General features: G+C 62.4%; 17 protein-coding genes and 1 pseudogene. 9 read left to right on the forward strand and 9 right to left on the reverse strand.

The genetic code is table 11. The annotated features are described in order from the left end of the window. Positions 1-68 precede the first annotated feature (68 nt). On the forward strand, positions 69-5,651 hold the full coding sequence (locus P3T25_RS06220; protein WP_429357710.1) for an AAA family ATPase: 5,583 nt from the start codon (positions 69-71) through the stop codon (positions 5,649-5,651). Between the two features lie 4 nt (positions 5,652-5,655). On the opposite strand, the pseudogene P3T25_RS06225 reads toward P3T25_RS06220, so the two are convergent. From P3T25_RS06225 to P3T25_RS06265, 9 genes and pseudogenes are all read right to left on the reverse strand, one after another. Continuing rightward, positions 5,656-7,080, reverse strand: a pseudogene (locus P3T25_RS06225) (ATP-binding protein); the annotation flags it as partial. Positions 7,081-7,312: 232 nt separating this feature from the next. Then, on the reverse strand, positions 7,313-8,227 hold the full coding sequence (locus P3T25_RS06230) for a helix-turn-helix domain-containing protein (protein ID WP_429357711.1): 915 nt from the start codon (positions 8,225-8,227) through the stop codon (positions 7,313-7,315). Between the two features lie 192 nt (positions 8,228-8,419). Next, a complete protein-coding gene (locus P3T25_RS06235) occupies positions 8,420-9,394 on the reverse strand; it encodes a LysR family transcriptional regulator (protein WP_408516536.1) in 975 nt (324 codons plus the stop codon). A 265-nt stretch (positions 9,395-9,659) separates the two neighbouring features. Further along, positions 9,660-10,793: an amidohydrolase family protein gene (locus tag P3T25_RS06240; RefSeq protein WP_408516537.1), complete on the reverse strand. Its 1,134-nt coding sequence runs from the start codon at positions 10,791-10,793 to the stop codon at positions 9,660-9,662. A gap of 29 nt (positions 10,794-10,822) precedes the next feature. After that, a complete protein-coding gene (gene actP, locus P3T25_RS06245) occupies positions 10,823-12,481 on the reverse strand; it encodes a cation/acetate symporter ActP (RefSeq protein WP_171925559.1) in 1,659 nt (552 codons plus the stop codon). Further along, positions 12,478-12,840, reverse strand: a complete 363-nt coding sequence (locus P3T25_RS06250; protein ID WP_408381927.1) for a DUF485 domain-containing protein — start codon at positions 12,838-12,840, stop codon at positions 12,478-12,480. Before P3T25_RS06250 ends, actP begins: the two co-directional genes overlap by 4 nt. Before the next feature lie 74 nt (positions 12,841-12,914). Next, positions 12,915-14,138 carry an FAD binding domain-containing protein gene (locus tag P3T25_RS06255; protein ID WP_429357712.1) on the reverse strand — a complete coding sequence of 408 codons (1,224 nt, stop codon included), beginning with the start codon at positions 14,136-14,138 and terminating at the stop codon, positions 12,915-12,917. A 2-nt stretch (positions 14,139-14,140) separates the two neighbouring features. After that, positions 14,141-14,626 carry a VOC family protein gene (locus P3T25_RS06260; RefSeq protein WP_408516540.1) on the reverse strand — a complete coding sequence of 162 codons (486 nt, stop codon included), beginning with the start codon at positions 14,624-14,626 and terminating at the stop codon, positions 14,141-14,143. 183 nt (positions 14,627-14,809) lie between these two features. Then, a complete protein-coding gene (locus tag P3T25_RS06265; protein WP_154558240.1) occupies positions 14,810-15,517 on the reverse strand; it encodes a TetR/AcrR family transcriptional regulator in 708 nt (235 codons plus the stop codon). Between the two features lie 326 nt (positions 15,518-15,843). Here P3T25_RS06265 and P3T25_RS06270 point away from each other — a divergent pair, with 326 nt between their 5' ends. The 8 genes from P3T25_RS06270 (at position 15,844) to P3T25_RS06305 (ending at position 26,655) form a co-directional block, all read left to right on the forward strand. Then, positions 15,844-18,831, forward strand: a complete 2,988-nt coding sequence (locus P3T25_RS06270) for a winged helix-turn-helix domain-containing protein (protein WP_429357713.1) — start codon at positions 15,844-15,846, stop codon at positions 18,829-18,831. Between the two features lie 222 nt (positions 18,832-19,053). Then, the gene (locus P3T25_RS06275) at positions 19,054-21,225 is read left to right on the forward strand and encodes an FUSC family protein (RefSeq protein ID WP_429357714.1); all 2,172 of its coding nucleotides are present in this window, start codon (positions 19,054-19,056) and stop codon (positions 21,223-21,225) included. Continuing rightward, the gene (locus tag P3T25_RS06280) at positions 21,198-22,721 is read left to right on the forward strand and encodes an efflux transporter outer membrane subunit (RefSeq protein ID WP_408516543.1); all 1,524 of its coding nucleotides are present in this window, start codon (positions 21,198-21,200) and stop codon (positions 22,719-22,721) included. The genes P3T25_RS06275 and P3T25_RS06280 overlap by 28 nt, the downstream gene beginning before the upstream one ends. Then, positions 22,705-22,905 (forward strand): DUF1656 domain-containing protein, encoded by a 201-nt coding sequence (locus tag P3T25_RS06285; RefSeq protein ID WP_408516544.1) that lies wholly within the window; start codon positions 22,705-22,707, stop codon positions 22,903-22,905. The genes P3T25_RS06280 and P3T25_RS06285 overlap by 17 nt, the downstream gene beginning before the upstream one ends. Before the next feature lie 64 nt (positions 22,906-22,969). Next, positions 22,970-23,929 (forward strand): biotin/lipoyl-binding protein, encoded by a 960-nt coding sequence (locus P3T25_RS06290; protein WP_154558245.1) that lies wholly within the window; start codon positions 22,970-22,972, stop codon positions 23,927-23,929. Between the two features lie 197 nt (positions 23,930-24,126). Then, positions 24,127-24,564 carry a PRC-barrel domain-containing protein gene (locus P3T25_RS06295; protein WP_154558298.1) on the forward strand — a complete coding sequence of 146 codons (438 nt, stop codon included), beginning with the start codon at positions 24,127-24,129 and terminating at the stop codon, positions 24,562-24,564. A 293-nt stretch (positions 24,565-24,857) separates the two neighbouring features. Continuing rightward, a complete protein-coding gene (locus P3T25_RS06300) occupies positions 24,858-25,982 on the forward strand; it encodes a sensor histidine kinase (protein ID WP_408516546.1) in 1,125 nt (374 codons plus the stop codon). Continuing rightward, entirely contained in the window at positions 25,972-26,655 is a 684-nt protein-coding gene (locus P3T25_RS06305) for a response regulator transcription factor (protein ID WP_408516547.1), read from the forward strand. The genes P3T25_RS06300 and P3T25_RS06305 overlap by 11 nt, the downstream gene beginning before the upstream one ends. The last annotated feature ends 288 nt before the right edge of the window (positions 26,656-26,943 follow it).

Below are 26,943 nucleotides of genomic sequence, written 5' to 3' on the forward strand. Positions count from 1 at the left end.
CGTCCTTCTCGCCGGAAGGCGCTGCTGGATGGGATACTGCTGGCGATCGGATGGACGGGAGAGAAGAATTGAGTACAGCGGCAATCGTCGAGGGCGTTCGTGGATCGTCGCCGGACTCTGGTGTAAGCGTGCATTTTGACCAGGCGTGGTTTGACCGGCTTGCGCTCGAGGCACTAATGGTCGACGGAAACATCGTGCGTTATCGCGCGGGGTGGCAGGAAGGCGCGCGGTCGTGGCTGATCGCGGTGCCGACCGATCTGCCCTCGGACGCGGTATCGCGGCGCTTGCAGCAGGAATTCGCACCGGCCGACAAGCTCGAGTCGACATGGGCCGTGCGGCCGGTCGCACTCGTGCGGCTGTCGCGGGGGCCGGTGTTGGTGTACGAAGACAACGGCGGCACGCTGGTTCTGCCACCCGCCAACGGGCTGATTGCGGTCGGCCGTTTCCTGCGCATTGCGGTCGGCGCCGCGCGCGCGCTGCGTCTCGCGCACGCACGCGGTGTCCTGCATCGCGACCTCAAGCCGTCCAATCTGCTGGAATGCAGTGATGGCACGATCCGGTTATTGGGTTTTCGCGACGCTTTCAGCCTTGTCGGCGATCCGCTGACCGAATCACCAGACACCTTGTACGGCACGCTGGCCTATATGTCGCCGGAGCAGGCGCGGCGGGCGGAAGGGCATGCCGACGAGCGAAGCGATCTGTACTCGCTCGGCGTAACGTTATATGAGCTGCTCACCGGGCAATTGCCCTTCGAGGCGGCGGATGCGGTCGAATGGGTCTATAACCACGTGGCGCGTAAGCCCGCCAACCCGCGGCAACACCGTCGATCCTTTCCCGCTGTGCTGGGCTCGATCGTCCTGAAACTGCTGGCCAAAAACCCAGCGGAACGCTATCAAAGCGCCTCGAGTCTCGAGGCCGATTTGCGCCGTTGTCTCGCTGACTGGAACGAGATGCAGCATATCGTTCCGTTCGAACCCGCCGCGGAGGACAACGTCAGAAACCTCGCCGTCACGCATCGTCTGTTTGGCCGCGCGTATGAATACAATACGCTGCTCGATGCGTTCGGGCGCAACGCGCGGCAGGCGATGGCGGAACTGATTTTCGTGTCCGGATACTCGGGTGCGGGCAAATCCGAACTCGTGCGCAGCGTGCACCGCGCGACCGCGCAGACAGCCACGCTGTTCGCCTCGGGAAAGTTCGAGCAGTACGGCCAGAACGCGCCGTACGCGCCACTGATGCAGGCGATACGCTCGCTGTTCCAGCGTATTCTGGGCGAGAGCGATGGCGAGCTGGACAACTGGCGGGACGTGCTGCGCGAAGCTGTCGGCACGCAAGGCAAACTTCTCGTCAGTTACATCCCCGAACTGGAACTGGTGCTCGGCGTGCAGCCGGAGGTGCCGGACTTGCCGCCCGTGGAAGCGCAGCTCCGTTTCCAGGCGCTGATCACTCGGCTGCTGTCCGTCTTCGCGACCGAGGCGCACCCGCTGATCCTTTTTTTCGACGACGTTCACTGGTTCGACGATGCAACCTTGAATTTCATCGCGTGTTTCCTGACGACGGTCGAGGACCGGCATGTGCTGCTGATCTGCGCATATCGCGTCAATGAAGTCGACCGGTCGCCCAGGTTCAAGGCTTTCCTGAATTCGTTGCCGAGTGCAAGCGCACGCATCTCCACGATCGACGTGACGCCGCTCGATACCGCGAATGTCGCGGCCTTGCTGGCAGACGCGCTGCATTGCGGCTCCGCGCACGTTTATCCGTTGGCGTCGGTCGTTCAGGAGAAGACGGGCGGCAATCCTTTTTTCATTAAACAACTGCTGCTCGCTCTGGCCGACAACCAGTTGATCTGTTACGACGGCATGGCCGGCCGCTGGACATGGGATATCGATCGGATTGGCGAATACGAGTCCTCCGATAACGTCGTTGACCTGATGGTTGCGCGTTTGACGAGGCTGCCAGCAGAGGCGCAGACCGTCCTCAGGCTGCTGGCGTCAATGGGGCGGCGCCTCGACAGGGCGACCCTGGCGCGGATCGATCCTGACGGCGGCGTGGAATTGGAGCGCCGCCTGCATCCCGCGGTAGAGGCGGGTCTGACGGTGTCGGACCGGACGGGATTCGCCTTTGCGCACGACCGGGTCCAGGAGGCAGCATACGCGCTGATTGCCGAGGAGGAGCGCGGTGCCGAACATGCCCGGATCGCGCGCATCCTGCTGGAAGATTTCGACATCGGCGACTTGCAGAGGCCGGCGTTCGACATTGCTCACCATATCGAACGCGCTCAGGCAGCCGGGGCTTTGTGCGAACTGGACGCGCACGAGACGACGGTCTTCAGCAGAATCTGTCTGCAGGCTGCCCGTCACGCCAAAGAAGCGATTGCTATCCAGTCCGCGCTGAACTATCTGGACGTCGGGCAGACGCTGCTCGACGCCAGTGGAGAAGACTATTCGCAATCGCTCGGCTACGAGATCGGTATTCTGCGGGTGCAATGCCACATTCTGGAGGCGAATTTCGAGGCCGCCGGCACCCAGATCGAAAAACTGCTGGACCAGAACCTGTCGGTCATTGCGCGCGCGTCGGTGTACAAGCTGAAAGCCGACATGCAGCAGCATCTGTCGGACTATGAAGCGGCTGTCGATACCGCCCTCGAAGGGATCAAGCTGTTCGGTACGTATCTGCCGCGTTATCCGGAAGCCGCGGATGTCGAGGCGGCTTACCGCCGGCTCAATCAATCGCTTGGAGGGCGAACCCTCGCCTCGATCGCCGATCTGCCGCCTTTGCGCAACGCGGCAATCGAATCAGAATTGAATCTGCTGGTGAGTATCTACGCGCCTTCATCGTTCGTGAACGAAAGGCTTGGCTTTCTCAACCTGTGCCATATGGTGCAGCTGACCATTGACCACGGTATCACCGCGGCCTCGACGCATTGCCTCGCGTGGTTCGGTGTGTACGTCGCGGAATTTTTCGGCGAGTACGCACAAGGGTTCGAATTCTCCCGCCTGGCAAGAACGCTGGTTGAGGAGCGCGGCTATCACGCGGTGGCCACCAGCACGCTGGTTGCGCTCGATCAGGTCGCGGTCTGGACCCAACCCCTTTCGTATGTGCTGGAATGCGCACGCGCCGCATTCGAGTCGGCTGGCCCGAGCGGCGATCTGACGATGAGCTGCTACGCGTGCAATCACATCGTGTCGGACCTGCTGATTCTTGGGGCGCCACTTGAGCAGGTCGACAAGGAAATCGACCTTGGGCTGTCATTCGCAAGACGTGTGCGTTTCAAGGACGTTGAAGGGATCCTCGAACTGCAGAAGCGCTTCGTCCACAGTTTGACGGGCGGTCCTGGGCTGCCGGGCAATTTCGGCGTCGTGGTGGACGGCAAAATGAGCTTCGATGCCGGCGTGCTCAATACCCAGATGGCGACGCTGCGCTTCTGGATCTGGCTGCTGAAGGGTGTCTCCTGTTATTTTCACGGCGACTATCAGAACGCGCGGTATTGCCTCACCGAAGCCGGCGAACTGAAGTGGGCGACCCCCGCGCACATTCATCTGCTGGACTATCACTTCTACACGGCGCTGACTCTAGCGAAGCTGTCCGGTGGCGAGGAAGCGGGCGCCGCAGTGGCTGCAATCGAGCCGCATCTGGCGAAGCTGCGCAATTGGGCTCAGCTCAATCCGTCCACGTTCAGGGACAAGCTCCTGTTAGTCGAGGCTGAAGTGGCGCGGCTCGGCGGCTCGCCGCTCGTGGCGCTGTCGTTGTACGAGCAGGCTGCCGAGGCGGCCTCGGAAAACGGCTTCAACCACGGCAACGCGCTGGCTCACGAACTCGCGTCGGGATGCTCCGAGGCGAACGGTCTGTTCAGCGCGGCACGCCATCACAGCCGTCGCGCGATCGATAGTTATACGCGTTGGGGCGCGCTGGCCAAAGTCAGGCAGCTCGAACGCGCCCAGCCTCCTGCCGAGCTTTCGCTCGAACGGCTGGTGACATCGCGGCCTTCGGTCGAAATCCCCGATGCGCAGCAGCAGTTCGACCTCGTGTCCGCATTGAAGTCGTCGCAGGCGCTGTCCGAGGAAATCGTACTGGACAAGCTCATCCACACACTCGTCTCGCTCGCCATCGTTCACGCCGGTGCGCAAAGCGGGATGCTGATCCTGTTGAAGGGTAACGTGCCGGTCGTCGAGGCGATTGGGCGGGACGAGCCAGGTGGCGTTCAGGTGAAGCTGGGTGAATACACGTTGACGCGTGAGGAGGTGCCGGCTTCGGTGTTGCACACGGCATTGCGCACCCGCAAGCCGGTCGTTGTGGAAGACGCGCAAGGCGATCCGCGGTTCTCATTCGACGTTTCCTTGTCGAACCGTTCCGTTCGTTCCGTGTGCTGTTTGCCGCTGGTCAAACAGGGTAACGTCGTTGGCGTGCTCTATCTGGAGAACAACCTGACCGCGGGCGTGTTCACGGCGAGCCGCACGTCGGTCCTGGAAATGCTGGCCTCGCAAGCCGCTATTTCACTTGAAACAGCCCGTCTGTACGCCGAACTCGTGGAGGAAAACAAGCGGCGCCAGGAAACGGAAATGGCGTTGCGCATGAGTGAGGAGGCGCTCGCTCTTGGGCAACGGATCAGTCGTTCGGGAAGCTATATCTGGAACACGTTGACGGGCGAGCGCTACTGGTCGAAAGAGCTTTATAACGTGTTCGGCCTGCCGATCGAGGCGGGGAGCCCGAGCACCCAGGCGGTCCTCGAACGGATTCATCCGGAAGACGTCGGCCTCTACCAGGAGGCTGTCACGCGAGCCGCGCACAACCGCACGCCGTTCCGGCAGAAGTATCGGATCGTGACGCCAGACGGCGCCGTCAAATATCTCGAGGTGCTTGGCGAGCCGTCGGGTGTCAGCAACTTTGTTGGCGTCGTCACGGATTTCACGGATCGGCACACGACCGAACTGGCGTTGCAGAACGCCAAGATCGAGCTGGCGAAAGCGTCGCGGGCGACCACGATGGGCGAGCTGGCTGCTTCCATCGCACACGAAATCAATCAGCCGCTGGCGTCGATCGTGTCGAATGCGAGCGCGGGGGTACGCTGGCTCAACCGTCCCGTGCCCGACATTCCGGAAGCGCTAGGAGGCTTGCGCGATATCGTGAAAGACGGCAAACGAGCCGGCGACATCATCCGGGCGTTGCAGTCTCTGGCGAAGGAAGCGAAGCCGAGCTTCGTTCCCACCCTGGTCGACGGTGTGGTTCGTGAAGTGTTCGAACTCGCGGCCGCGGAAGTCGAGCAGCGCAGTCTCGCCGTGCGCCTCGATCTGGCGGCTGGCCGCTCAGTGATGGCCGACCGGGTGCAATTGCAGCAGGTTCTGTTCAATCTCGTCATGAACGCCGCGGATGCGATGAGTCATCTCGACGCGAAGCAGCGCTTGCTGAGCATCACATCCCGCGTCGGTGATCGGGGATCGGTGGTCGTGTCCGTGCAGGACAATGGCAGCGGGATCAGCGAGGAGATCGGGGCGCGTATTTTCGACGCCTTCTTTACGACAAAGAAAACCGGCATGGGCATGGGACTTGCCATCTGCAAATCCATCATTGAAGCGCATGGCGGGACGCTGACCGCCGGTCCCGGCTACCCCCGCGGGACGATTTTTGTTTTCACGCTGCCGACTGCCGCGTAGCAGGAAGATAGCGCGCATGTCGCGCGGCGATGTCGTCCTGCTCGCCCTCCGCCTGGAGCTTCGCCATCGCATACGCACGGGTCGATTCGGACAGGCGGTACCTCGCCACTGGACCTTCGAATTCAACGCCGACAAGCGATTTTGCGACCAGCTCGCCAATGCTGCCGATCGCGTTCGCCACCGTGTACGCCTCATCGCACACGACCGCGCACATCGCCTCGAACGTAAAGGCGTCGCCGAATACCGCGAGACGCCGGAACAGCGACCGGGCGTTCTGATCGAGTATCGCGAAGCTCCAGTCGAACGTTGCCCGCAGGGTCTGATGGCGCGGCAGCGCGGTCCGGTAGCCGCCCGCCAGAATCGCCATGCGATCGTCCAGCCGGCGATGCACGCCTTCCACGCCGAGCGCGACGACGCGCGCCGCCGCGAGCTCGATCGCCAGCGGAATGCCGTCAAGCCGACGGCAAATCTCGCCGACGAGCTGGAGTTCCGTGCTGTCGCTGCCCACTTTCCCTTGCAATGAATTGGCGTGCCGCAGAAACAGATTTACCGCCGAACACCGCAGGATGTCCGCATCGGTGGAGTGAGGCGGCGGCACATCCAGTGGTTCAACCCGAAACACCGTCTCGGGCATGATGCGCAGCGGTTCTCTGCTCGTGACGAGCACCCGGAGCGCATCGTTGCCGGCAGCCAGTGCTTCGACGATGTGCGCCATGATGCCGATCACATGCTCCGCGTTATCGAGTACAAGCAATCTGCGCTGCCGGGCCAGAGCCGCCACCACCTGCTCGACACCGACTTGCGGATCGGGCACGGACAGCCCGCAGCGCTCCACGATGGCGCGGAGCACGGCCTCCTCGGTGGTCAACTGGGCCAGTTCGACAAAACAGACGGGCTCCTCAAAGTCCGCCGAGCTATGGTGTGCTGCTTCGACAGCGACGCTCGTTTTGCCAATGCCGCCGGCGCCCACCAGCGTCAACACAGGTGTCTGTTCCAGCAGCGCACGGATTTGCCTGACCGCGAGGTCGCGCCCCAGCAGGCGGGATTTAGGCGGCGGCAGACGGCTAGCACGCAACGCCTGCGAGCCGGATGCCCGTATGCCGGATGCCCGTACGCCGGCTTCGTCGGACAGGGCGTTTCTCCGGCGCTGGCGAAGCTGATACCCGCGCCCGGGCACGGTGAGAATCAGATCCCGGTCCTGACCGAGTACTTTGCGCAGTGCGGACAGATGGACCTGAATGTTGTTTTCTTCGACGATGGTGTCCGGCCAGACGATATTCATCAACTCGTCTTTCGTGACGAGACGACCATCGGCGGAAGCCACGGCGGCAAGGATGTCGAAAGCGCGGGACCCGAGCGGAACGGCTTCGCCGTTCCGCTGCAGCGTGCGCATCTCGAGATCGATCTGAAAGTGGCCTAATTCGATCATGACTTTTTCAGGTTCAGGAGCAGTGAGCGAGTCACGGAAGACTTGCGTGCCGGCGGCGCGGGGGAGGCAGTCGCGGGCGCCGGAGCTTGGCACGCTCGAAAGTACCGCGCCATGACTTATGTGTCTTGCATGTTAGTGCGATGCTTTGTAGGAAAGTCTACGGGCGCAGCCGGGGTGACGCTCGCCCGGTCGAGCTACCTTCTGATCAAGCCGCGAAGAGCCGGTGGCGGGTTCAGATTCCGGACTGTCTGCGCCACGTGCCCGGCGGTGTGCCGACCAGTTGCGAGAAGGTTCGCGTGAAGTGGCTTTGATCGGAGAAACCGCATGCGATGGCGATGTCCGACAGGGACGAGTCGGAATGCCTGAGCAACTCGCGCGCGCGATCGATGCGCTGCTCCAGCAGCCATTGATGCGGTGTGCGATGCGTGGTTTCGCGAAACGCCCGGATGAAGTAGCTGCGCGACAGGTTGCAGGCGCTCGCGATCTCACCCAGCGAAACGTTGCCCTGCGTCTTCGCGAGCAGCATGTCTTTGGCGCGCGCTTCGTGCAGGTTCGAGAGCCGCGGGCTTTTCCTGTTTGACGGGGCCGGCGCATTGCCATACTGGTCGAGCAGATGGGTTCCGATCGTCACGCCCAGTTGCTCGACGAAGAGTGGGCTTGCCTCGCTCTGGCTATCGAGTGTCAGCGCCAATACTTGCGCGAGGTGGCCGAAAATCGGGTCTTTGCGGCCCGCCGGCGACGAGAAGCCCTCGATGGCCGCGCCGTTTCGCTCATAGCAGGCGTTGGCGATAAAAGCGCGCGACAGCTCCACCAGCACGAAATCGAAAACGCCATGCAAGTCGGCCCGGTAGTCTTCTTCGAAATTACGTATGTAGACCGAATCTTTTTCGAAGTCCTGCGACGCAGACCGGTTTCCTGAAAAAATCCGCCTGCGATGGCCCGCCGCCAGCGAAACGCCGATCAGGAAGCCGCGATCCGAAGCCGGGGTTGCAACTTCACTGGTTTTCTCCTGGCGTCTGCATTTGCGATAAAACGTGAATTCACCCGTGTTGAGTTCCAGGTCCTTGTGCAACTGATTCGAAAGACAACCGAGCGAGTCCTTCTGCCGCGCTACCGTGGCGGTGGCCGTTTCCGCACCGTTAAACATGATCCGTCACCTCCGTTCGTCGCGCTACAGTCGCGCCAGTTCGCTTTGCCAAAAGCTGGAGAGGGTGATAATCAGCATTGCAGCGCGATTATCTCGGAAATGCCGGCGTCATTTATTAATTTTCGTTCAGGTTCGGCGGGTCGGCGATCAGATGATTTATTTCCTTCAACTTGCTTTCGATGGCGGCGAGGATCAGGCTTGCAGCTCTGCTTGGGGTTGCTCGGATGAGTGATCAGATGCATCGACGGCCGCCAGATTCTCAATCCGCAGATCGAGTTTTTCCTTTAACGACACGGTCAGGAATTCAACGAACGTCTTTATCTTCGCGTCGACGAATCGACGGGACGGATACATGACAAAAACGTTGATTGTTTGCAGCGGGTACTCGGGAAATAGCTGAACGAGTTTTCCCTCTTTAATATCCTCCACCACCGAATAAGTGGGTACCGCGCCGACCCCGGCGCCCGCGAGCAGCGCGACTCTGAGCGCCTGCATGTTGTTGACCACGAATTGACCGGCTAGCTCCGCGCCGGCAGTGGCATGTCCGGCAATCTCAGCAAGCCATCCGGAGGGCGGATCGAAGCTCGAACTGGTGTGCATGAGCGTGTGGTGAGGCAGGTCGTTCACCGTGGCAATGGGATGCCGTGCGAGATAGTCCGGAGCCGCGACCAGCGTGCGCTCGCAGCGTCCTATGAGCTTGCTCACATTGCGAGAGTCCGGCAGGGCCGAGGCCGACACGATCGACACATCGAACTCGTCCTCGACCAGATTCGCCATGCGTGGCAGCAGTTTCAGATCGACGGAGACAGCCGGGAAGGCCTGCCGGTATTCGACGATGGTGGACGTCAACTGCGTCAGACCAATGTCGGGCACGGCGTGAACTCTCAATCTGCCGCGCGGCAGCGTGTGAGCGTCGCTGGCCTCGGCTTCCGCGTCGTCGAGATCGGCCAGGATCTTCTTGCAGCGGCGGTAGTACCGCTCGCCGCACTCGGTAAGCGAGACGTGGCGAGTCGTTCGTTGCAGCAACCGTGTATGAAGATGCTCCTCGAGCGACCCCACCGCGCGAGAAATATTGCCGGCACTGCATTCCATATGTTTGGCAACCACGCTGAAGTTGCCGGTCTCCGCGACCCGGGAAAATACGCGCATGCTGAAAAGCCTGTCCATAGCCACTGACTCCTTGACGCCTGGATCCGGTTGAACTGGGCAACACGTCTTGCCTGATGTGAAGACAATACGATCAGCAACGAGATCGCGCCATCCCTACATACTGGTGCCGCACTCATCAATGCATTCACGCCGTTCATCCGCGCGTATAGGGGGGAGCAGGGGTTGGGAGGATTTCTACGGAAGCGCCGGAACGCCGGACCGCCGGAACGCCGGACCGCCGGATCAGGCGTGCGCCCTCCATGGCAGTGGAAGGCGATGCGCGTCAGATCTTCAGCAGTTGTGCCGCATTGCCGCCAAGAATCAGATTCTTTTGCTCCGGCGGCAATTCAAGACGATCCAGGAACCTGACCGGCTGCTCATAACCCATATCGAAGCAATAGTCGCTGCCGAGTACCAGTCTGTCGATGCCGATGTTCTGAATCAGAAAGTCCAGCACCGGTCCGGAATGCGAGACCGTGTCATAGCTGAAACGGCGCAGGTAGCTGCTCGGCTTTTGCGCCAGCCGCCGTGTTTCCGGACGTACCGTCCAGCCCGCGTCGATGCGTCCCATCAGGATCGGCAACGCGCCACCGGCGTGCGGCAAGGTAATGCGCAACTTCGGATGACGGTCCATCACACCGCCGAGTATCAGGTGCGAACCGGCGATCGCGGTGTCGAACGGGTTGCCCAGCAGGTTGCTCAGATAGAAGTCGCCCAGCCGCGAGCCGCCAACCGTCTGCTGCGGATGCAGAAACACCGGCAGATCCAGTTGCTCGATGCGTGCGAAGACCGGTTCGAACAAGGGATCGTCAAGATCCCGGTTGTTGATGTTGGTCCCCATGTAGACCCCGCGGACACCCGGCAACTCAGACGCGCGTTCGAGCTCGTCGATCGCGTCGTGCGGATTGAGCATCGGCAGTGTTGCCAGCACCACGAAGCGAGTCGGATGCTGCAGATGGACGCCGGATGCCGCTGCGTTCCACGTCGTCGCAAGCTTGGCATTGAAGGACCGGTCGGCCCAGTAGGCCATCGGCACGCTCAATGAAAGCGCCTGCATGTCGACCCCGGACGCATCCATGTCCGCGAGCCGCTCGTCGATCTTGATGAACTTGAGCGGCAGCGGTCCCAGTCCGCCGGCCGGTGTCAGGAAGCTGAAGCTGCTGGCGTCGCGGGTGAACTTGCCGCCGAACTTCTGTCCCTCGCCGCCTACCAGGTCGCAGTAGCTCTCCGGGTAGTAGTGAGCGTGAATGTCGATCGATCTGACGGTGCCCGCTGCGCCTGCGGTCGCCACGCTGCCGGCGGCGGGCCCGGTGGCCGTGGCTGACGCCGGCAGTGCCGATGCGAGGCCGCCGGCAAGCGCGGCCATCGTCCCGAGCAGCTTGCGGCGTTTCGGCGAAACACAACACATACAATCCATGAATCGGTCTCCTTTGTCTGCTTTTAGCATTACCCTTGTTTCACCATGCCGAGCTCGCAGTCGACGAGCTGGTTGCCGTACAGCGCACGTTCGTGCGCGCCACGCGGCGAGCGGTCGGTGATCGAGAAAAAGAACACACCGGCGAAGGCAACGATCATCGAGAAGAGTGCCGGGTATTCGTACGGGTAGATCGCATGTGCGTGTCCAAGCACCTGCACCCAGACTGTCGGGCTAAGAATCGTCAAGGTCACCGCCGTGATCAACCCGAGCGAGCCGCCGAGCACCGCGCCTCGCGTGGTCAGGCCGCGCCAGTAAATCGAAAGAAGCAACACCGGAAAGTTTGAGCTGGCCGCAATCGAGAAAGTCAGGCTGACGATGAACGCGATGTTCTGCTTCTCGAAGGCAATGCCCAGCAGAATCGCGAGCACGCCGAGCACAAGCGTGGTGATCCGCGACACGTGCAGTTCTTCGCGGTCCGTGGCGGCACCGCGGCGAATCACATTCGCGTACAGATCATGCGAGACCGCCGAGGAACCGGCGAGCGTCAGACCCGCGACGACGGCGAGAATTGTCGAGAAGGCGACCGCGCAGATGAAGCCGAGAAACACGTTGCCGCCTACTGCATGCGCGAGATGGATGGCCACCATATTCACGCCGCCGATCACCGCGCCGGAGGTCGTGTGATAGTGCGGATCGGTCGCGACCAGCGCAATCGTGCCGAAGCCGATGATGATGATCAGGGCGTAGCCGATGCCGACAATGCCCGTCGCGTACAGAATGCTTTTTCTGGCGGCCTTCGCGTCGCCGACCGTGAAAAAGCGCATCAGGATGTGCGGCAATCCGGCCGTGCCGAAGATCAACGCCAGGCCGAGCGAGACGGCGGAAACCGGGTCCGACACGAGGCCGCCCGGCCGCATGATCGCGGCATGCTTCGGATGGGCGAGGATCGCCTGCGCGAAGAGGGCATTCAGACTGAAGCCGAAGTGGCTGAGCACCATGAGCGCCATGAAGGCGGCGCCCGCCAGCAGCAAGGCTGCCTTGATGATCTGAATCCATGTCGTGGCGAGCATGCCGCCGAAAAACACGTACACCACCATCAGTACGCCGACCATGACGACCGCGATCGTATAGTTGAAACCGAACAGCAATTCGACGAGCTTGCCGGCGCCGACCATCTGGGACACGAGATAGAGCAGCACGATGACGATCGAGCTCGAGGCGGCGAAGGCGCGGATCGGCCGCTGCTGCAGTCGATAGGACACCACGTCGGCCAGCGTATAGCGCCCGAGATTGCGCAGTGGCTCGGCAATCAGAAAGAGAATGATGGGCCAACTGGCGAGAAAGCCGATCGAATAGATCAGACCGTCATAACCGCTTGTGAAAACCAGCGCGGAAATGCCGAGCAGCGAAGCGGCGGACATATAGTCGCCGGCGATCGCCCAGCCGTTCTGGAGGGCCGTGATCTTGCCACCGGCCGCATAGTGGTCGGAAACGCTATGGTTCTTTTTTGCCGCCCAGCGGGTGATGAAGAGCGTCGAGGCGACGAACAGCAGGAACATGCCGATCGCGATCGGATTGTGCGAGCGCGCCGGTGCTGCGGTTTCGGCGGCGAAGGCGGGCAGGGCGGTGAGGGCACCGATCAGTGCCGCGCTCAACAACCGGCCATGCCATAGAGGATTGCGTTTCATTGCCGTGCTCCTTGCCGGATTTCATTCACGGCGCGGTCCTGGGCGGTATTGGCGCGCGCGACATACACCGCGACCAGTACGAACGTAAAGACGAACATGCCGAAGCCGACCGGAATCCCCCACGTTGCCGGATAGCCGTCGACGATTGGCCGGCCGAGCAGCGCCGGTGCGAACGCAAGCGTGAGAATGAAGGCAAAGTACACAGCCAGCATCAGGATCGTGAGCGTCCACGAGAAGGTGCGTCGCGCTCGCACGAGTGCGCGAAAACGCGGATCGTCGAGCAGCGGATGTGCGGGGGGCGGCGGGTCGCTGACGACGGGCTGCGCGCTCATCGGATAGGTTGGGGCGCTATGTTCCACTTTGTCTCCTTTCGAAACGGCTTCTTATCGGTGCTGCGACAGTTGATTGAACCCGCCGCAAGCACAACGAACATTTAAAAGCGTGCGGGCACCGCGGTCTCGCGCATCACCGCATCGGGCGTGCGATAGCGCTCGGCCATTTCACGGTCGACCTCGTTTTTCAATTGCGCCTGCATGTAAGCGCCGAGATGGCGTGCGTGCTGGACGATGGCCGCGCCGACTTGCGTGCGCACGCGGCTGTACTCCGCAAGTGCTTCCTGAACGTCTGCGTAGCTCTTCAATGCGCTGACGAGCGCCATCGCGTCGCTCGCTGCCTTGGTGACGCCCATGCCGCAGTGCGGCCGCGCGACGAACGCCGCGTCACCCAGCAAGGCCACCCGGCCGAAAGCCATGTGCGGCACTTCGAGGTCGAAGATGGGTTGAAAGAGTGGTTGCGTCGATTTGGTCACCACCTCGCCGAATTGCGGCGCGAGCAGCGTGAGCGCCGCTTCTTCCATGTCGGCGAGCACCTCGCGGCGAATCAGCGTTGGCGGAATGCCGCCCACCCAGCGCTTGCCGGATTCATCGGTCAGCAGGTTGGGCAACTGGACGTCTTCGCTCGTCGCGCGATACCAGACGAAGTTGTAGCGGCGTTCACCCGGGGTCGTGCTGTTGCCCTGGCCGGCAACCGGATAGCCGAGAATCTGTTCGCGCGGCGGCAGGCAGAAGGCAAACTTGTCGAACAGCGCTTCGCGCGTGGCTCGCGACAGCGACGTTTCGTCGACCAGGCCGCGCCATGCGACATAGCCGGCATACTGAAGCTTCACGTCGGGCAGGAACCGCTCGCGAATCGCCGACTTGAAACCGTCCGCCGCAATGACAAGGTCCGCGCGCCATACCGTGCCGTCACTGAGCGACACGCTTGCCTGATCGGCTCCGTCTTCCACGGATACGACCGTGCCGCCGGCATGGTAGTGGACATCCGGGAGCGCGGCGCGCAGCACGTGATACATCTTGCCCCACGCAGTCAGGGTCTGCGGCAGTTCGCGCTCGGACAGCACCGCGCCGCTCTGCGCGAAGGTCACGCGCGACTGCACTTTGACGCCGATCGAGTCGTCGATTGCGATTCCCGCGGCAGTCATGGCGTCGAATAACTCGGGATGGGTGACGATGCCGGCGCCGCGGCCGGCCAGTTCTTCAGGAACGCGCTCGAAGATGTCGACATCCCAGCCGTTGCGCACCAGCAGATTGGCCGCAAACAGGCCGCCCAGCGAGCCACCGACGATGATCGCCTTTAAACGTGCGGAAGGATTGGCCATGCTTACTCTCCTACGATGATGGGTGCCCGATCGCCGGCCGGATGGGGGGCGGCCAGACCGGTGAGTTCTTCGGCGGGGAAATTCAGTTCGATGGTCACGCCTGATGGGTCCTCGATAAACACCTGGTGCAGACCGAGGCTCGGTACCGTGCGATCGCGCCAGGCGACGCCTTCCGCTTGCAAGGTTTTCCACATGTCTTCGACACCCGTCGCGAGAAACGCGATGTGGTCGACCGTGCCGGTCCCGCTGGCGGGCAGTGCCTTGTCGCCGAGATAGGCGGTGAGCCCGGCGGGATTGTCCGGATCGACGCCAATGATGTGGACGGTGCCGAAGTCGGCCTCATCACCGCCCTTATAAAGCCATGCGCCCGGAAAATCGAAAGGCGGGCGGTAGCCCCGCTTGAAGCCGAGAATCCGCTCGTAGAAACGACAGGATTTCTCGAGATCCATCGTGCGGATCGAGTAGTGCGCAAGTTTTGACACGGGCATAAGGAACTCCTACTATGCTATTTATCGATCGATTAGTGATCGATAGATAAATAGTAGGCGAATTCATCGCCTGGAGAAAGCGGCGTGACGACGGTGTTTACCCTGGAAAATTCGCTGGAAAACGCAAAGGAGCGTTGCGCAATGGGCGATGAAGCAAGTGGCCGGCTGTGGTGCCGGCCAGCGTCAGGCTTTGGTTTTGCTGGAAGCTTTCGGCGCGTGCTTGAGCGCTTCAGGCACGCCATTGAGGAAGGCGTCGACCTGGCGCGCGATGTGGTCTTCAACGTTGTCGCTGACCGGCAGCCCGTAGATCCATTTCCGCACGCCGAGATAGAAGATGCTGGCGTGCAGGCTCCAGATCAGCTCCAGGTCGATGTCGCGCTGCTTCGTGCTGGTCGATGCCGGGAGATCATAAGCCGAGCGGATTTCCGCCATGACGGGCAGGAACACGCGTTCGCGCAGCCGCGACAGATATTTGGAGTTGATGCCTTCGCGCGTCAAGCCGGCGAAGATGAAAATCCGGATCCATTCGCGCCGCAGGATCACGCCGGCGTACGCCGAGTAGAACCTGACCATCCGTTCCTGGATCGGCACGGAGCGGTCTTTGATCAGGCATTCCCAACTCGTGTCCCATTGATAGACCTCTTCGTAGACGCGGTCGATCAATGCTTCCTTGCTCGGAAAGTAACGGTAGAGAAGCGGTTGTGTCACGCCGAGTTGGCGCGCGAGTTCGCGGGTGCTGCCGGAGAATCCGTGCGTGGCGAAGTGGTCGACGGCCTTCAGCACGATCTGGCGCTCACGCACTTCGGGGGCAAGGCGGCGCGTGATGCCCTTCTCGTTCTCATGCGCCTCGCTCTTCGACGCTGCGTCGACCGTTGGTACTTTTCTCGGCATGGTGTGTTCGGTACCCAGGATGTTCGGACGGATCATACAAAGATTACCCTGGTCTGGCTAGGCGACGGCGCCCGGCGGCCGCGCCTGCTGAGCGTGCCAAGGGCAGGTCGGGCGCGCGCGCAACGGCCGCTTGCGATGCCGCGCGCGTTCAGGCCGGATGCGCTTAGTACAAATTTTTTGAACTGTATGTTCGGATTTTTCCGCGCATGCGAATTCGTCGCTGCTCTAGACTCCGGGGGATCCGCCGCTGAGTGTTCTCTCCTCAGTTCTCCCCTCGGTCTTCCCCCGGTTGTTCCTTTATCCGCTGTGTTTGGGATGCTCAGGTAATGATTCACATTGGCCCGCTTCAGGTAGACGTTGAGCGTCGGGAAGTGTTTCTCGACGGGCAGCCTGTGCGCCTCGGGAGCCGCGCATTCGACATGCTGGCCGTGCTGATCGCCGCCAACGGCGGGCTGGTGTCGAAGAACGAGATGCTCAAACAGGTCTGGCCGAACGCGATCGTTGAAGAGAACAATCTTCAGGTTCATATGTCCGCGCTGCGCAAGATGCTGGGCGAAAGCCGCGGACTGATACAGACCGTATCCGGACGAGGCTACCGGCTGGTTCCGAGAGTTTCATCGACGGCTGCCTCCGGCAACGCTGAAGATGACGACCCGCTCGACGACGTCATGCAAGGCACGCGTGTCCCTCACAACCTGCCTGTCAATTTGTCGGCGCTGATCGGACGGGACCGGGCGCTGGACGATGTTTCGCTGGCGCTCGCGTCGGCCCGTCACGTGACGCTCGTCGGCTCGGGCGGCATCGGCAAGACCCGGCTCGCCGTGGAAGTCGCGCGCGGTTCGCTGGGGCGCTTTCCAGACGGCGTCTATCTGGTCGCGCTCGCCTCGGCTTCGGATGCGGGCAGCGTCCTCGCGGCGTTCGCGACCAGCATCGGCGTGAATCCGGCGAGCGGGCCGCTCACGCTCGCGCGTATCGGCAAGGAGTTCCGCGAGCGCACTGCGCTGTTCGTGCTCGACAACTGCGAGCATGTGCTCGGCCACGCCGCCGAGCTTGCCGAGACGCTCCTGAGCGCCGGTCCCGCGGTGCGCGTGCTCGCAACCAGCCGGGAGGCGCTGCGCGTCGAGGACGAACACCTGTATTGGGTCGCTTCGCTGCAGGTGCCCGCCCAGGACGAGCAAAGTCAGCATGTCCTGCAATGCAGCGCGGTCGAGTTATTCCTGTCACGCGCCCGCGCGATCGATGCGCGCTTCTCATCGGACGAAAGAAGCATTCAGCTGACCGGCATGGTATGCCGCCGGCTCGACGGCATACCGTTGGCGATCGAACTGGCAGCGGCGCGCGCGGCGATACTCGGTATCGCGACACTGGCCAGCCATCTCGACGACCGTTTCAACATGCTGACCGGCGGCAATCGCACCGCGTTGCCGCGCCACCAGACCTTGAAGGCGACGCTCGACTGGAGCCACGCATTGCTCGACGATGCCGAGCGCACGACGTTGCGCCGGCTGGGCATTTTCGCGAGCCACTTCACGATGGACGCGGCGATCGCCGTCGTGAGCGACGGCGCATTGCGGGAACTCGAGGTGATCGAGGCGGTGTCGGGGCTGGTTGAAAAATCGTTGCTGGTGAGGTGCATGGCGTGCGGCGGGGCGAGTTATCGCCTGCTGGAAACCACACGTGCGTACGCGATGCAGAAGCTCGAGGATAACGGCGAGCAACGCGTCGTCACGCTCCATCACGCGCGTTACTTCGTTGCGCTGCTGGAGCGCGAAGCGTTGAGCCGCGCGGACTCCGCGCGCGCCTTCGCTGACGGCTGGCATCATCAGATGCACGCGCTGCTCGACGACTTGCGCATCGCGCTGGGTTGGGCCCTGTCGCCGAAGGGCGACGAAGCGCTGGGTGAAGCGCTGGCCGTGAAAGTCGTGTTCCTGTTCTATGAACTTTCGCTGGTCGACGAGTGCTGCGCATGGGCGCGGCGAGCCCTCGATAGCGTCGCTGCGACGCATCATGGCTCGCGCTCGACCCGCCACCTCCGTGTGCGCATGCAACTGAAGGCGGCGCTTGGGGCGGCCCTTGTCTACGTCAACGGACCGAATCAGGAAACCTTCGGCATCTGGTCCGAGGTTCTCGCCTCGGCGATTGCGCTTGGGGACCCTGCGTTTGAAGCCCGCGCATTGTGGGGCATGTGGAACGCGAGTCAATCGTCCGGTGCGGCGCGCAATGCGCTGGCGTTCGCCGGGCGCTTCGCGTTGCTCGCTTCCGAGGTGGGCGACACGGGCTGTGCGGTGCTCGGCAGCAGGTTGCTCGGCATCGCGTCGCATTACGCAGGCGATCAACGGCAGGCCCGGGCGTCGCTCGAACAATTCCTGCGGCAAAGCGACGGCCCGTATCAGCGCCTGCCGCTGGGCCAGTCCGTGGATCAACGGATCGTCGGCTGCGCGACGCTCGCGCGCGTGCTGTGGCTGCAAGGTTTCCGCGATCAGGCGCTGCGGCTTGCAGAGGATAGCGTGGTCGCTGCTTGCGATCAGCAGCAGGCGATGGTCACGAGTTATGTGCTGCTCGAGGCGCTCGTCCCGCTGGCGCTGTTGTCGGACAAGCGGGACCGGGCAGCCTACGCGATCGGGTTGCTGAAGGAGGTGTCGGCGCGCGCGGGTTTGAGCGTGGTGCAAGCGTGCTGCCGCTGTTTCGATGAGTACCTGCGCTCGATGGACGACGTGTCACCCGAGCGTATGCAGGCTTTCCGCGCGGCGCTGGACGATCTGGAGTCGCTCGAGTTCGGTGCGCCGCGCGCCATGCTCACCGGACAGTACAGCTACGCGCTCGGACGCTCCGGTCAGCGGGAAGAGGGCATTGCCGCCGTAGTGCACGCGCTGCTTCAGTGTGACGAAACGGGTGACCATTGGTATGCCAGCGAACTCAGGCGCATCTACGGCGAACTGCTGCTGATGGAGCAGACGGGCGCGTCCCCGTCCAACGCGGTGGCAAGGGATGCGCAAGCGTGCCTGGTCGCGGCGCTGGAGGAATCGCTGATGCAAGGCTGCCGCTCGCTGCAATTGCGGGCCGCGACCAGCCTCGGCCGGCTTTGGCACGCGCAAGGCCGAAGCGTGGAGGCCGCGCAGCTCCTGAAGTCGGCCTGCTCGATCATCACCGAAGGTCTCGACTGGGACGACTTCACAGCCGCTGTCGATTTGCTGCGGATCGCGGCAGCGGCCAGCGAGCAGGCCGCTGCTGGCACCAACGGTCCGGTCGCCGCGCCTGCAGTGGGAGGCGCTTTCGAAGCGCCGCCGAGCGCAAAATTCAGAGAGCGCGGCTAGGCGGCATTCACCCGTGCTCGTTTGATCCCCGCGGCGCGGCTCTCCCCGTGCCCGTCAGTGCGTGTCCTTCAGATGTTTTCAGATCCATTTCAGGACATTTTTGCGGCACTCCAATAGCTTAGGCGGATTGAATGCGGGCGATCGCCACGGAAGCGGCGATGAGATCGTCGAACTGGCACGGCCCCACTTGCGCTGGCCGCACGCAGAACTGACGAGTAGCTTATGACTTTGCTGACGGACAGCCCAGCCTCGCCGCGATGGCTAGACGAGTTGAAGACGTACTGGAAGGACGACGGCCCGCGGTTCGTGCATATCGTGAAGGTGGCTGCCGCGGTGAGCCTCGCGATGGGACTGTGCATGCGGCTGGAACTCCGCACGCCGGCCACGGCCATGGTTTCGGTCGTGATCGTGATGATGCACCAGCAAAGCGGCATGGTGATTGCGCGCGGTTTCTATCGCGGCCTCGGCATGGTGTTCGGCAGTATGGCCGGCCTGTTGATCATCGCGGTGTTTCCGCAGCAACCGCTGCTGTTCTTTATCGCGCTGGCTGCGTGGATCGGTGCGTGCGTATTCGGCGCATCGTACTACCGCAATTTTCAATCCTACGGCTTCGTCCTGACGGGTTATGGTACGGCCATCACGGCGATGCCGGCCTGGTCCAATCCCTACGGCGTTTTCGATAACGTCGTGTTTACCGTGAGTGAAGTGGTGATCGGCGTGGTGTGTGCAAGTCTTGTCAGTGCGGTGGTGTTTCCGCAGCCTGTCACGCCGGCGCTCTACGCGTCGAGTCGCAGAAACTTCACGAACCTGTTGAAAGCAGTGCATGAGATGCTTGGACGCGCGACGACTGTTGTCGGTTTCGACACGTTTCTCGACCTGATTCGCGAGCGCGCCGGGATAGAAAGTTTGCGTAGCGGGGCGGTATTCGAGGACCCGTCGATACGCCTCTTCAACCATGTCTTTCTCGATCTCGACAGGAGTTTCCTCGACACGGTCGCGTGGATTCATGCCTTGCATCAATTGAAGGCGCGCGTCGCCGTGGAGGCCGATCCGCGTGCGATCGCGGCTGTCGATGAACTGATCGACGCGCTGCTCGCGATCGTTCCGGCCGAGGCGCAGCTCGAACTGATCACGGTCGACCAGGTCGAGACACTGTTGAGCCGTCTCGATGCTTTCGAGCAGGCACTGCCCGCGCAACTGGGCCGGCTGATCCACTCACTCGCGGATCTGTCGCCGCATCAACGACAGTTCGTTGCGACCACCGGCTCTGCGCTGTTCTTTTCGATTGCCGATCTGCGCCTGTACTGCAGAAACTATGTCGATGCACGCGCGGTCGATCGGCTGCCGTGGTCGCAGTCGGTGATCCATGCCATCGGCCGCATCGGTAGAACTCGCGCTACGGCCAACCGTACGGCCGCGCTCATCGCCGGCACGCGCGCGGGCGTGGCTGTGATGCTGGTCGGCTCGGCATGGCTCGCGTCGGGATGGGTGGGCGGATCGAGCGCGATCGTCGCGGTGGCGATTACGAGCGCGCTGTTTGCGCTCGTGCCCAATCCTGCTGTTGCGAGCTGGCAGATATTCTGTGGTTGCCTCGCCGGTTGGCTCGCGGGTTTCGCGTTTAACTTTTTTCTGCTGCCGCGCGTCGATGGTTTCACCTTGCTGGCCGCATCGATTGCGATTTTCGTGATGATCGGCAGCTATGTGAATACGTTTGCCAAAACGTCGATCCTCGGCCTTGGTTTCAACATCTATTTCTGCTTCATCGTCGGCATATCGAATCCGACCGTCTACAACCCGAGCGCTTACCTCGACACTGGCTTTGCCTTGCTGGTCGGCATCGCCGCGGCGGCCGCCGCGTTTTCGATCATCGTGCCGCGCGCGGGCGACTGGATCTCGGCTCAATACCTGAAACAGATTCGCACACTGGTGTCGGATAGTGCGCGGGACGACGAGCTCGACGATCTGCTCTACACGTTCGAATTGAGTCTGCGTGATTTCATTATCCAGATCGCGTCGGCACCGGCCGATGCGCGAGTGGGCCGTAATCACCTGATTGGCTGGGCGTTCGCGGCGCTGGAGATCGGCCGCGCGATGATCCAGATGCGGCTGGACACCGAACAACTCGGAGAGAGACTGCCGGCGGGATGGCTCGACGCGCAGACCGCCTGGCTGGCGGCGCTCGCCGACGTGTTCGCCGCTGTCACGCCGCAGGCCCCCGACGCCGCGCTGGTCGCGACGCGAAGGGCGCTGGATACGCTGCCGTTCGCGCAGAATAGCGCGGTCGATGCGACGATGCTCACGCAATGCCGGATGCGGGCGCTGCTGCATTTCACCGAGCTCGCGCTGCTGGACAATACCTTGTCCCTATGGCAAACAGCGGGGCAGCGGGCGTGAAAGTGCGTTGCCTTGGCGTGTCCACAACGAGTCGATCGGCGGCCGCCGCTCTCGCATGTGCGTGGCTGTTGGGCGGATGTATCAACAGCGGCGGTATCCACACGCAGGCGTCGATGATCGACCCGGCAACGCTCGACCCGGGCGCTGCATTGCGCGCCACCCAGCAAGATGCGAAATGGCCGGCCGATGGCTGGTGGCGCCAGTGGAACGACCCGCAACTGGACACGCTTGTTCAGGACGCCACCGCCGGCAACCCCGGCCTGCGCGCCGTGGAAACGCGCATCGACGAGGCGAGATTCCAGGCGCAGATCGCCGGCGCCAACGCGTTGCCGCAACTCAATGCCGGTGGCACGTTCGAGCGCAGACGTTACGCTCGCTACACGACGCCGGCGCCGCCCGGCGGCACGACGGTGTGGAGCAACAACATCGCGGTCGACCTATCCTATGACCTGGATCTGTGGGGCAAGTCGCGCGCGATCCGCGAAGGCGCGCTCGACAACGTGCACGCGGTCGCCGCGGACGCGCGCTTCGCGGAAATCGAATTGCAGACCGCAGTGGTGCGCAGTTACGTGCAACTGGAACTGCAATACGCCTTGCTCGATGTCTACCATGCCGTGCAGAACGAACAGCAGCGCACGCTGGATATCGCAACGCGCCGCTGGCGCGCGGGTGTCGGCAGCCGACTCGAAGTCAGTCAGGCGTCGACCCAGTTCGCGATGAGCACAACGAGGGTGCAGCAGGCGGAGCAGCAACTCGCGTTGACCCGTATTAGCATCGCCGGTCTGGCCGGAAAGGGGCCGGGCTACGGTGACTCGCTGCGCCGTCCGAGCCTGGCGCTGAATGTGCCGGTGGCGTTGCCGACCTCGCTGCCGGCCGAACTGATCGGGCACCGGCCGGATGTGGTGGCGGGGCGCTGGCGCGTGCTCGCGGCGGATAAGGGTATCGATGCCGCGCACGCGGATTTTTATCCGGACATCAACCTGCTGGCGACTGCGTCGCTGGGCTCCGCGGCGCCGTTCGGCGGCTTCTTCAACTTCGTGAACAGCAACGGCATGGGTCACGGCGTGGGCGCGGCGATCTCGCTGCCGATCTTCGACGGTGGGCGCCGGCGCGGCAATTATGGTGTGGCCGTCTCGTCCCGCGACGCCGCCGTCGATGCGTACAACCAGAGTGTGGTGAATGCGATGCAGGCGGTTGCGATGCAAGTCGTGTCGCTGCGCTCGCTCGAGCAGCAGCAGGCATCGGTTGAAAACACGCTCGATTCCGCGCGCGCCTCCTTCCGGCTCGCCGATACGGGCTACCGCAGCGGCATCACCGAATTCCTGAACGTGCTGGCGGCGCAGAACGAACAATTGCAGCAGGAGGAGAGCCTCGCGCAGATCCAGGCTAAACGCCTCGATTCGTGGGCGCTCCTGATGAAGGAGCTGGGCGGCGGATTCGCGTCGGCGTCCCCTGACCACGTGTCGCCTGGAGCGGACGATGCCGGGCGAAATTGATCTGTTTTCCTTGCTCGTGCCTGGTCTGCTGCCGGTTCTCGCGGGGTGTGTGCTGCTGTTTATCGTCCTCGATCTGGTGTTGGCCAGGTTTGGTTTCTATCAGTACACGTGGCATCCTGGCCTGTTCCGGGTCGCGCTGTTCGCCGCGCTGTTCAGCGGCGCTTCGCTGCTGCTGTTGCAATGAATATTGAACGTTGAACACCACAGGTCCCCATGAATTCACTGACAGCTCACGCCCGGTAACGAAGATGAAAACGCAATCCATCCTGCGTGCAAGTTTCACGCTGACCCTTCTCGTGGTGGCGATCGTGCTGGTTCGCATGCTGTGGCTGGACTATATGTTTTCGCCGTGGACCCGCGATGGCCGGGTCCGCGCCAAGGTCGTGCAGGTTGCAACCGATGTGTCGGGGCTGGTCAGCGAGGTGCGCGTGAGGGACAACCAATTGGTACGCCAAGGCGACATTCTGTTCGTGCTCGATCCGGCCCGCTTTCACTATGCCGTCGCGCAAGCCGACGCGGATCTGCAGCGGGCCCAGGCACAGATGGCCCAGGCCAAGGCGCAGATGACCGCCAGCGAAACCAGCTTCGCGATGAAGCGCGCGCAGGCGGCGCGCCGGGCCAATCTCGCGGGCGATGTGATCTCGGACGAGAGCCGGCAAGATTCGGCGTCGCTCGCGAGGCAGTCCGCTTCGTCCTATTCCGCCGACGTCGCTGCCTATGGCGCGGCGGAAGCCCTGTACAAAGCAGCCGTGGTCGAGCGGCAGACCGCGTTGCTTAACCTGACGCGCAGCGAAGTGCACGCGCCGTCGGATGGCTATATCACCAACCTGAACCTGTATCCCGGCGATTTCGCTACCGCCGGCGTCGCGCGTATGGCGCTGATCGACTCTCATTCGTTCTGGGTCTACGGCTATTTCGAAGAGACGAAGTTGCCGCACGTGCATGTCGGCGATCAGGCGGTCGTGCGGCTGATGTCAGGCGGCAAGGACATCCAGGGGCATGTCGACAGCCTGGCGAGCGGTATCGCCGATCGGGATAACCCAACCAGCAACGGGGATCTGCTGGCGGACGTCAACCCGATCTTCACGTGGGTGCGGCTCGCGCAACGTGTGCCGGTGCGGATTCATCTTGATCAGATTCCCGCCGGGGTCAAGCTAGCGATGGGCATGACCTGCACGGTGACGCTGAGGCCGCAGCGCAGCCATTGATCATTGCTCTGACGGCGGCGCACAAGGCACCACAATTTGAGCGCATGAATACCGAAACCGTGCGAATTCGAAAACACCGCGAGCGCAACCGGTTCAAAGTAGTGGTCAGCGCGACATGGGCACGCCACACCACAGGCACCCCCATCCTGGTGCAATTTATCGTTTTGAAACCAACGCAATTCCTGGAGAAAATTATCATGAAGGTAAAGTGGGCACTTGTATTTCTGGCCGCGTCGGCGTTTGGTGCGGTGTGCCAGTCGGCAAGCGCACAGGTCGCGGGCACGCAGACCATCGGCGTCAGCGTGGAAGAGTCGCAGCTCATCGTCGAAGGCTGGAGTACCAAGAAGAGCCTGTTGGGCAAGAGCATCTATAACGACAATGGCGAGAAAGTCGGAGTACTCCACGACATCATCATCGCGCCTGATAACGCGGCCTCGTTCGCGATCGTGGCGGCTCATCAGTTTCTCGGCGTGTCGCAGCACGACGTAGCGATTCCGATGTCGCAACTGGACTATGTGAACGGCAAGCTCGTGTGGGCGGGCGCCACGCGCGACGCGGTCAAGTCGATTCCGGCCTTTCAGTATGCGAAGGTCCGCACCATCCCGGTGGCACGCCAGGAATACGGTCAGCACTGACGGACGCGCTTGCGCGGCGGCCGGGGGCGGTAGCCGCGCAGCCGTGATTTTGGAACGATTAAGGAAAAATAAGTACCGCTCTTGACGTGCGCCCCCGCATGATCACATTCAGCTTAAAAGCTATCGGTCACCGGTAGGTCTGAGTGTCATGCGCCCTGACAGCCATCCTGGCCGTCATCCAGATGGACAGGCTTCCGGTATTCGTCAATGAACGCCGTTTCGAACGCCTATGTCCACGCCTGTCTGTTCCGTTCCGGCCAATTGCCGGCCGGCGGCCTGTTGATCCGCCCGCCATGAAAAATTGCCGACGCGCTTCCCCCGCGGTGCGTCCCGACGTCCGTGTCGTGTCGACGCTCGCAGCCGTGATCGCGCTCGCCGTGTTCGGGATCGCCGCGCTGACTTCCCTTGATATCGCGGCAGCCGTGTTCTATGGGGTGGTGGTGCTGCTGGTCGCCTCGGCCGGCAACCGCCCGGCCACGATCGCGGCCGCGTGGGGCTGTGTGGTGCTGATGTTGCTCGGCTTCATGATCTCGCACAATGGCGCTTATTCTGGCGGCGCGATTGCGCGGTGCGCGGTGAGCCTGCTGGCGATCGCCATCACATCGATACTGGCATTGAGAAATATGGCCGCGACGGCGATGTTGCATGAACAGGTAGAAATGCTCAATCTCGCTCAGGAAGCGCTCGCGCGCTCCACTGCGGAACTCGCTCACGTCACGCGCATCACCATGCTCGGCGAGATGGCTGCTTCGGTTGCGCACGAGGTTACGCAGCCGATCGCGGCTATCGTGACGTGCGGCAGTGCCGCGTTGCGCTGGCTGAACCGTCCTGCACCGGAGATCGACGAAGCGGCGCAATCTGTCACGCAGATGATCCGCGATGCGAAGCGCGCGGACGAGGTCATTCAACGGATCCGTTCAATGGCCAAAAAGCGCGACCGTCTTCCGGTTACGGTCGATCTGAATGGGATCGTCGGCGAATCGATCGAACTGATGCGGCTCGAACTCGAGCGCCACCGCGTCGAGCTGAAAAGCGACCTCGTGGCGCCCCCGCCCACGGCGTGCTGCGATCGTGTGCAACTGCAGCAGGTGCTCATCAACCTGATCATGAACAGCGTCCAGGCCATGGCCGATGTGACCGGGCCGCGCAAGCTCCGGATCGCCACGCGCCGGTTCGACCACGAGCATGTGCAGGTGATCGTGCAGGATTCGGGCACGGGGATCAGTGAGGAAAACAGCCGCCATTTGTTCAATGCGTTTTTTACGACCAAAGCCGAGGGCATGGGCATGGGGTTGTCGATCTGCCGTTCGATCGTTGAGGCACACGGCGGCCGTATCTGGGCCGAATCGCCGGCAGCAGGCGGCGCGGTGCTGCAGTTCATCCTGCCCGTTGATGAAGGGAGATGTCATGAGCAGTGATGTGCATAGCAGTGCCGGCAGCGACGCGGGCCACACCGTGGTCTATGTCGTGGATGACGACGAGTCGATGCGCGAGGCCGTCAGCATGTTGCTGCGTTCGGTCGGACTCGGCGTTGAAACCTTCGGCTCCGCGCAGGAATTCCTCGCCTACGACATGCCGGACGTGCCGAGTTGTCTGATCCTCGACGTTCGCCTCAAAGGTCAAAGCGGGCTCGCGGTGCAGGAACAGATCGCGGCCAGTCAACTCAGCTTGCCGATCGTCTTCATGACCGCCCACGGCGATATCGCGATGACAGTCAAAGCCATGAAGGCCGGCGCGCAGGATTTTCTGGCCAAGCCGTTTCGTGACCAGGACATGCTGGATGCTGTCGCGAATGCGCTGGCGAGCGACGAGACGCGACGCGCGGCCAGCCGGTCCGTCGCGGATCTGCGGAGTTGTTATGAATCGTTGACCACGCGCGAGCGCGAAGTCATGGCCTTTGTCGCGGCCGGGCTGATGAACAAGCAGATCGCGGGCGAATTGAATCTGAGCGAAATCACCGTCAAGATTCATCGCGGTCAGGCGATGCGCAAGATGGGCGCACGTTCGCTCGCCGACTTCGTGCTAAAGGCGGAGGCGCTCGGCATCAAGGCGCCGCAAGGCATGACGGCGGCGCGCAACTCGCGTACCTGAGCACATCGTGCGGGACCGTCCGTTGTTGGCGCGTGGTTCACGCGCTCATCACCGGCATCGATCTCATACCTGTGTATAGGCCGCTCACCGTTTCTGGCAAGAATACCGCCTCTATCCCGTCTTAATCCCCATGTTCTGGCGCTCGCGGCGGCCAGACGGGGGCCGTGCCGTCCGCATCCTTTGAGACATGACTAAACCTGGATATGAGTCGACCCTACCATTGGTCATTGCGGGCAACCGTATGTAGGGCTAGTTGGAGTATTTGCGGTGCGATACCTTGGAGCCATC

It is taken from the genome of Paraburkholderia sp. GAS32, assembly GCF_050434225.1.
Taxonomy (GTDB): Bacteria; Pseudomonadota; Gammaproteobacteria; order Burkholderiales; family Burkholderiaceae; genus Paraburkholderia; species Paraburkholderia madseniana.

Excerpts from the sequence above, each read along its gene's own strand:
- P3T25_RS06230 (WP_429357711.1), bottom strand. The coding sequence starts at position 8,227 with ATGTTTAACGGTGCGGAAACGGCCACCGCCACGGTAGCGCGGCAGAAG.
- P3T25_RS06235 (WP_408516536.1), bottom strand. The coding sequence starts at position 9,394 with ATGGACAGGCTTTTCAGCATGCGCGTATTTTCCCGGGTCGCGGAGACC.
- P3T25_RS06240 (WP_408516537.1), bottom strand. The coding sequence starts at position 10,793 with ATGGATTGTATGTGTTGTGTTTCGCCGAAACGCCGCAAGCTGCTCGGG.
- actP (WP_171925559.1), bottom strand. The coding sequence starts at position 12,481 with ATGAAACGCAATCCTCTATGGCATGGCCGGTTGTTGAGCGCGGCACTG.
- P3T25_RS06255 (WP_429357712.1), bottom strand. The coding sequence starts at position 14,138 with ATGGCCAATCCTTCCGCACGTTTAAAGGCGATCATCGTCGGTGGCTCG.
- P3T25_RS06260 (WP_408516540.1), bottom strand. The coding sequence starts at position 14,626 with ATGCCCGTGTCAAAACTTGCGCACTACTCGATCCGCACGATGGATCTC.
- P3T25_RS06265 (WP_154558240.1), bottom strand. The coding sequence starts at position 15,517 with ATGCCGAGAAAAGTACCAACGGTCGACGCAGCGTCGAAGAGCGAGGCG.
- P3T25_RS06270 (WP_429357713.1), top strand. The coding sequence starts at position 15,844 with ATGATTCACATTGGCCCGCTTCAGGTAGACGTTGAGCGTCGGGAAGTG.
- P3T25_RS06275 (WP_429357714.1), top strand. The coding sequence starts at position 19,054 with ATGACTTTGCTGACGGACAGCCCAGCCTCGCCGCGATGGCTAGACGAG.
- P3T25_RS06280 (WP_408516543.1), top strand. The coding sequence starts at position 21,198 with ATGGCAAACAGCGGGGCAGCGGGCGTGAAAGTGCGTTGCCTTGGCGTG.
- P3T25_RS06285 (WP_408516544.1), top strand. The coding sequence starts at position 22,705 with ATGCCGGGCGAAATTGATCTGTTTTCCTTGCTCGTGCCTGGTCTGCTG.
- P3T25_RS06290 (WP_154558245.1), top strand. The coding sequence starts at position 22,970 with ATGAAAACGCAATCCATCCTGCGTGCAAGTTTCACGCTGACCCTTCTC.
- P3T25_RS06295 (WP_154558298.1), top strand. The coding sequence starts at position 24,127 with ATGAAGGTAAAGTGGGCACTTGTATTTCTGGCCGCGTCGGCGTTTGGT.
- P3T25_RS06300 (WP_408516546.1), top strand. The coding sequence starts at position 24,858 with ATGAAAAATTGCCGACGCGCTTCCCCCGCGGTGCGTCCCGACGTCCGT.
- P3T25_RS06305 (WP_408516547.1), top strand. The coding sequence starts at position 25,972 with ATGAGCAGTGATGTGCATAGCAGTGCCGGCAGCGACGCGGGCCACACC.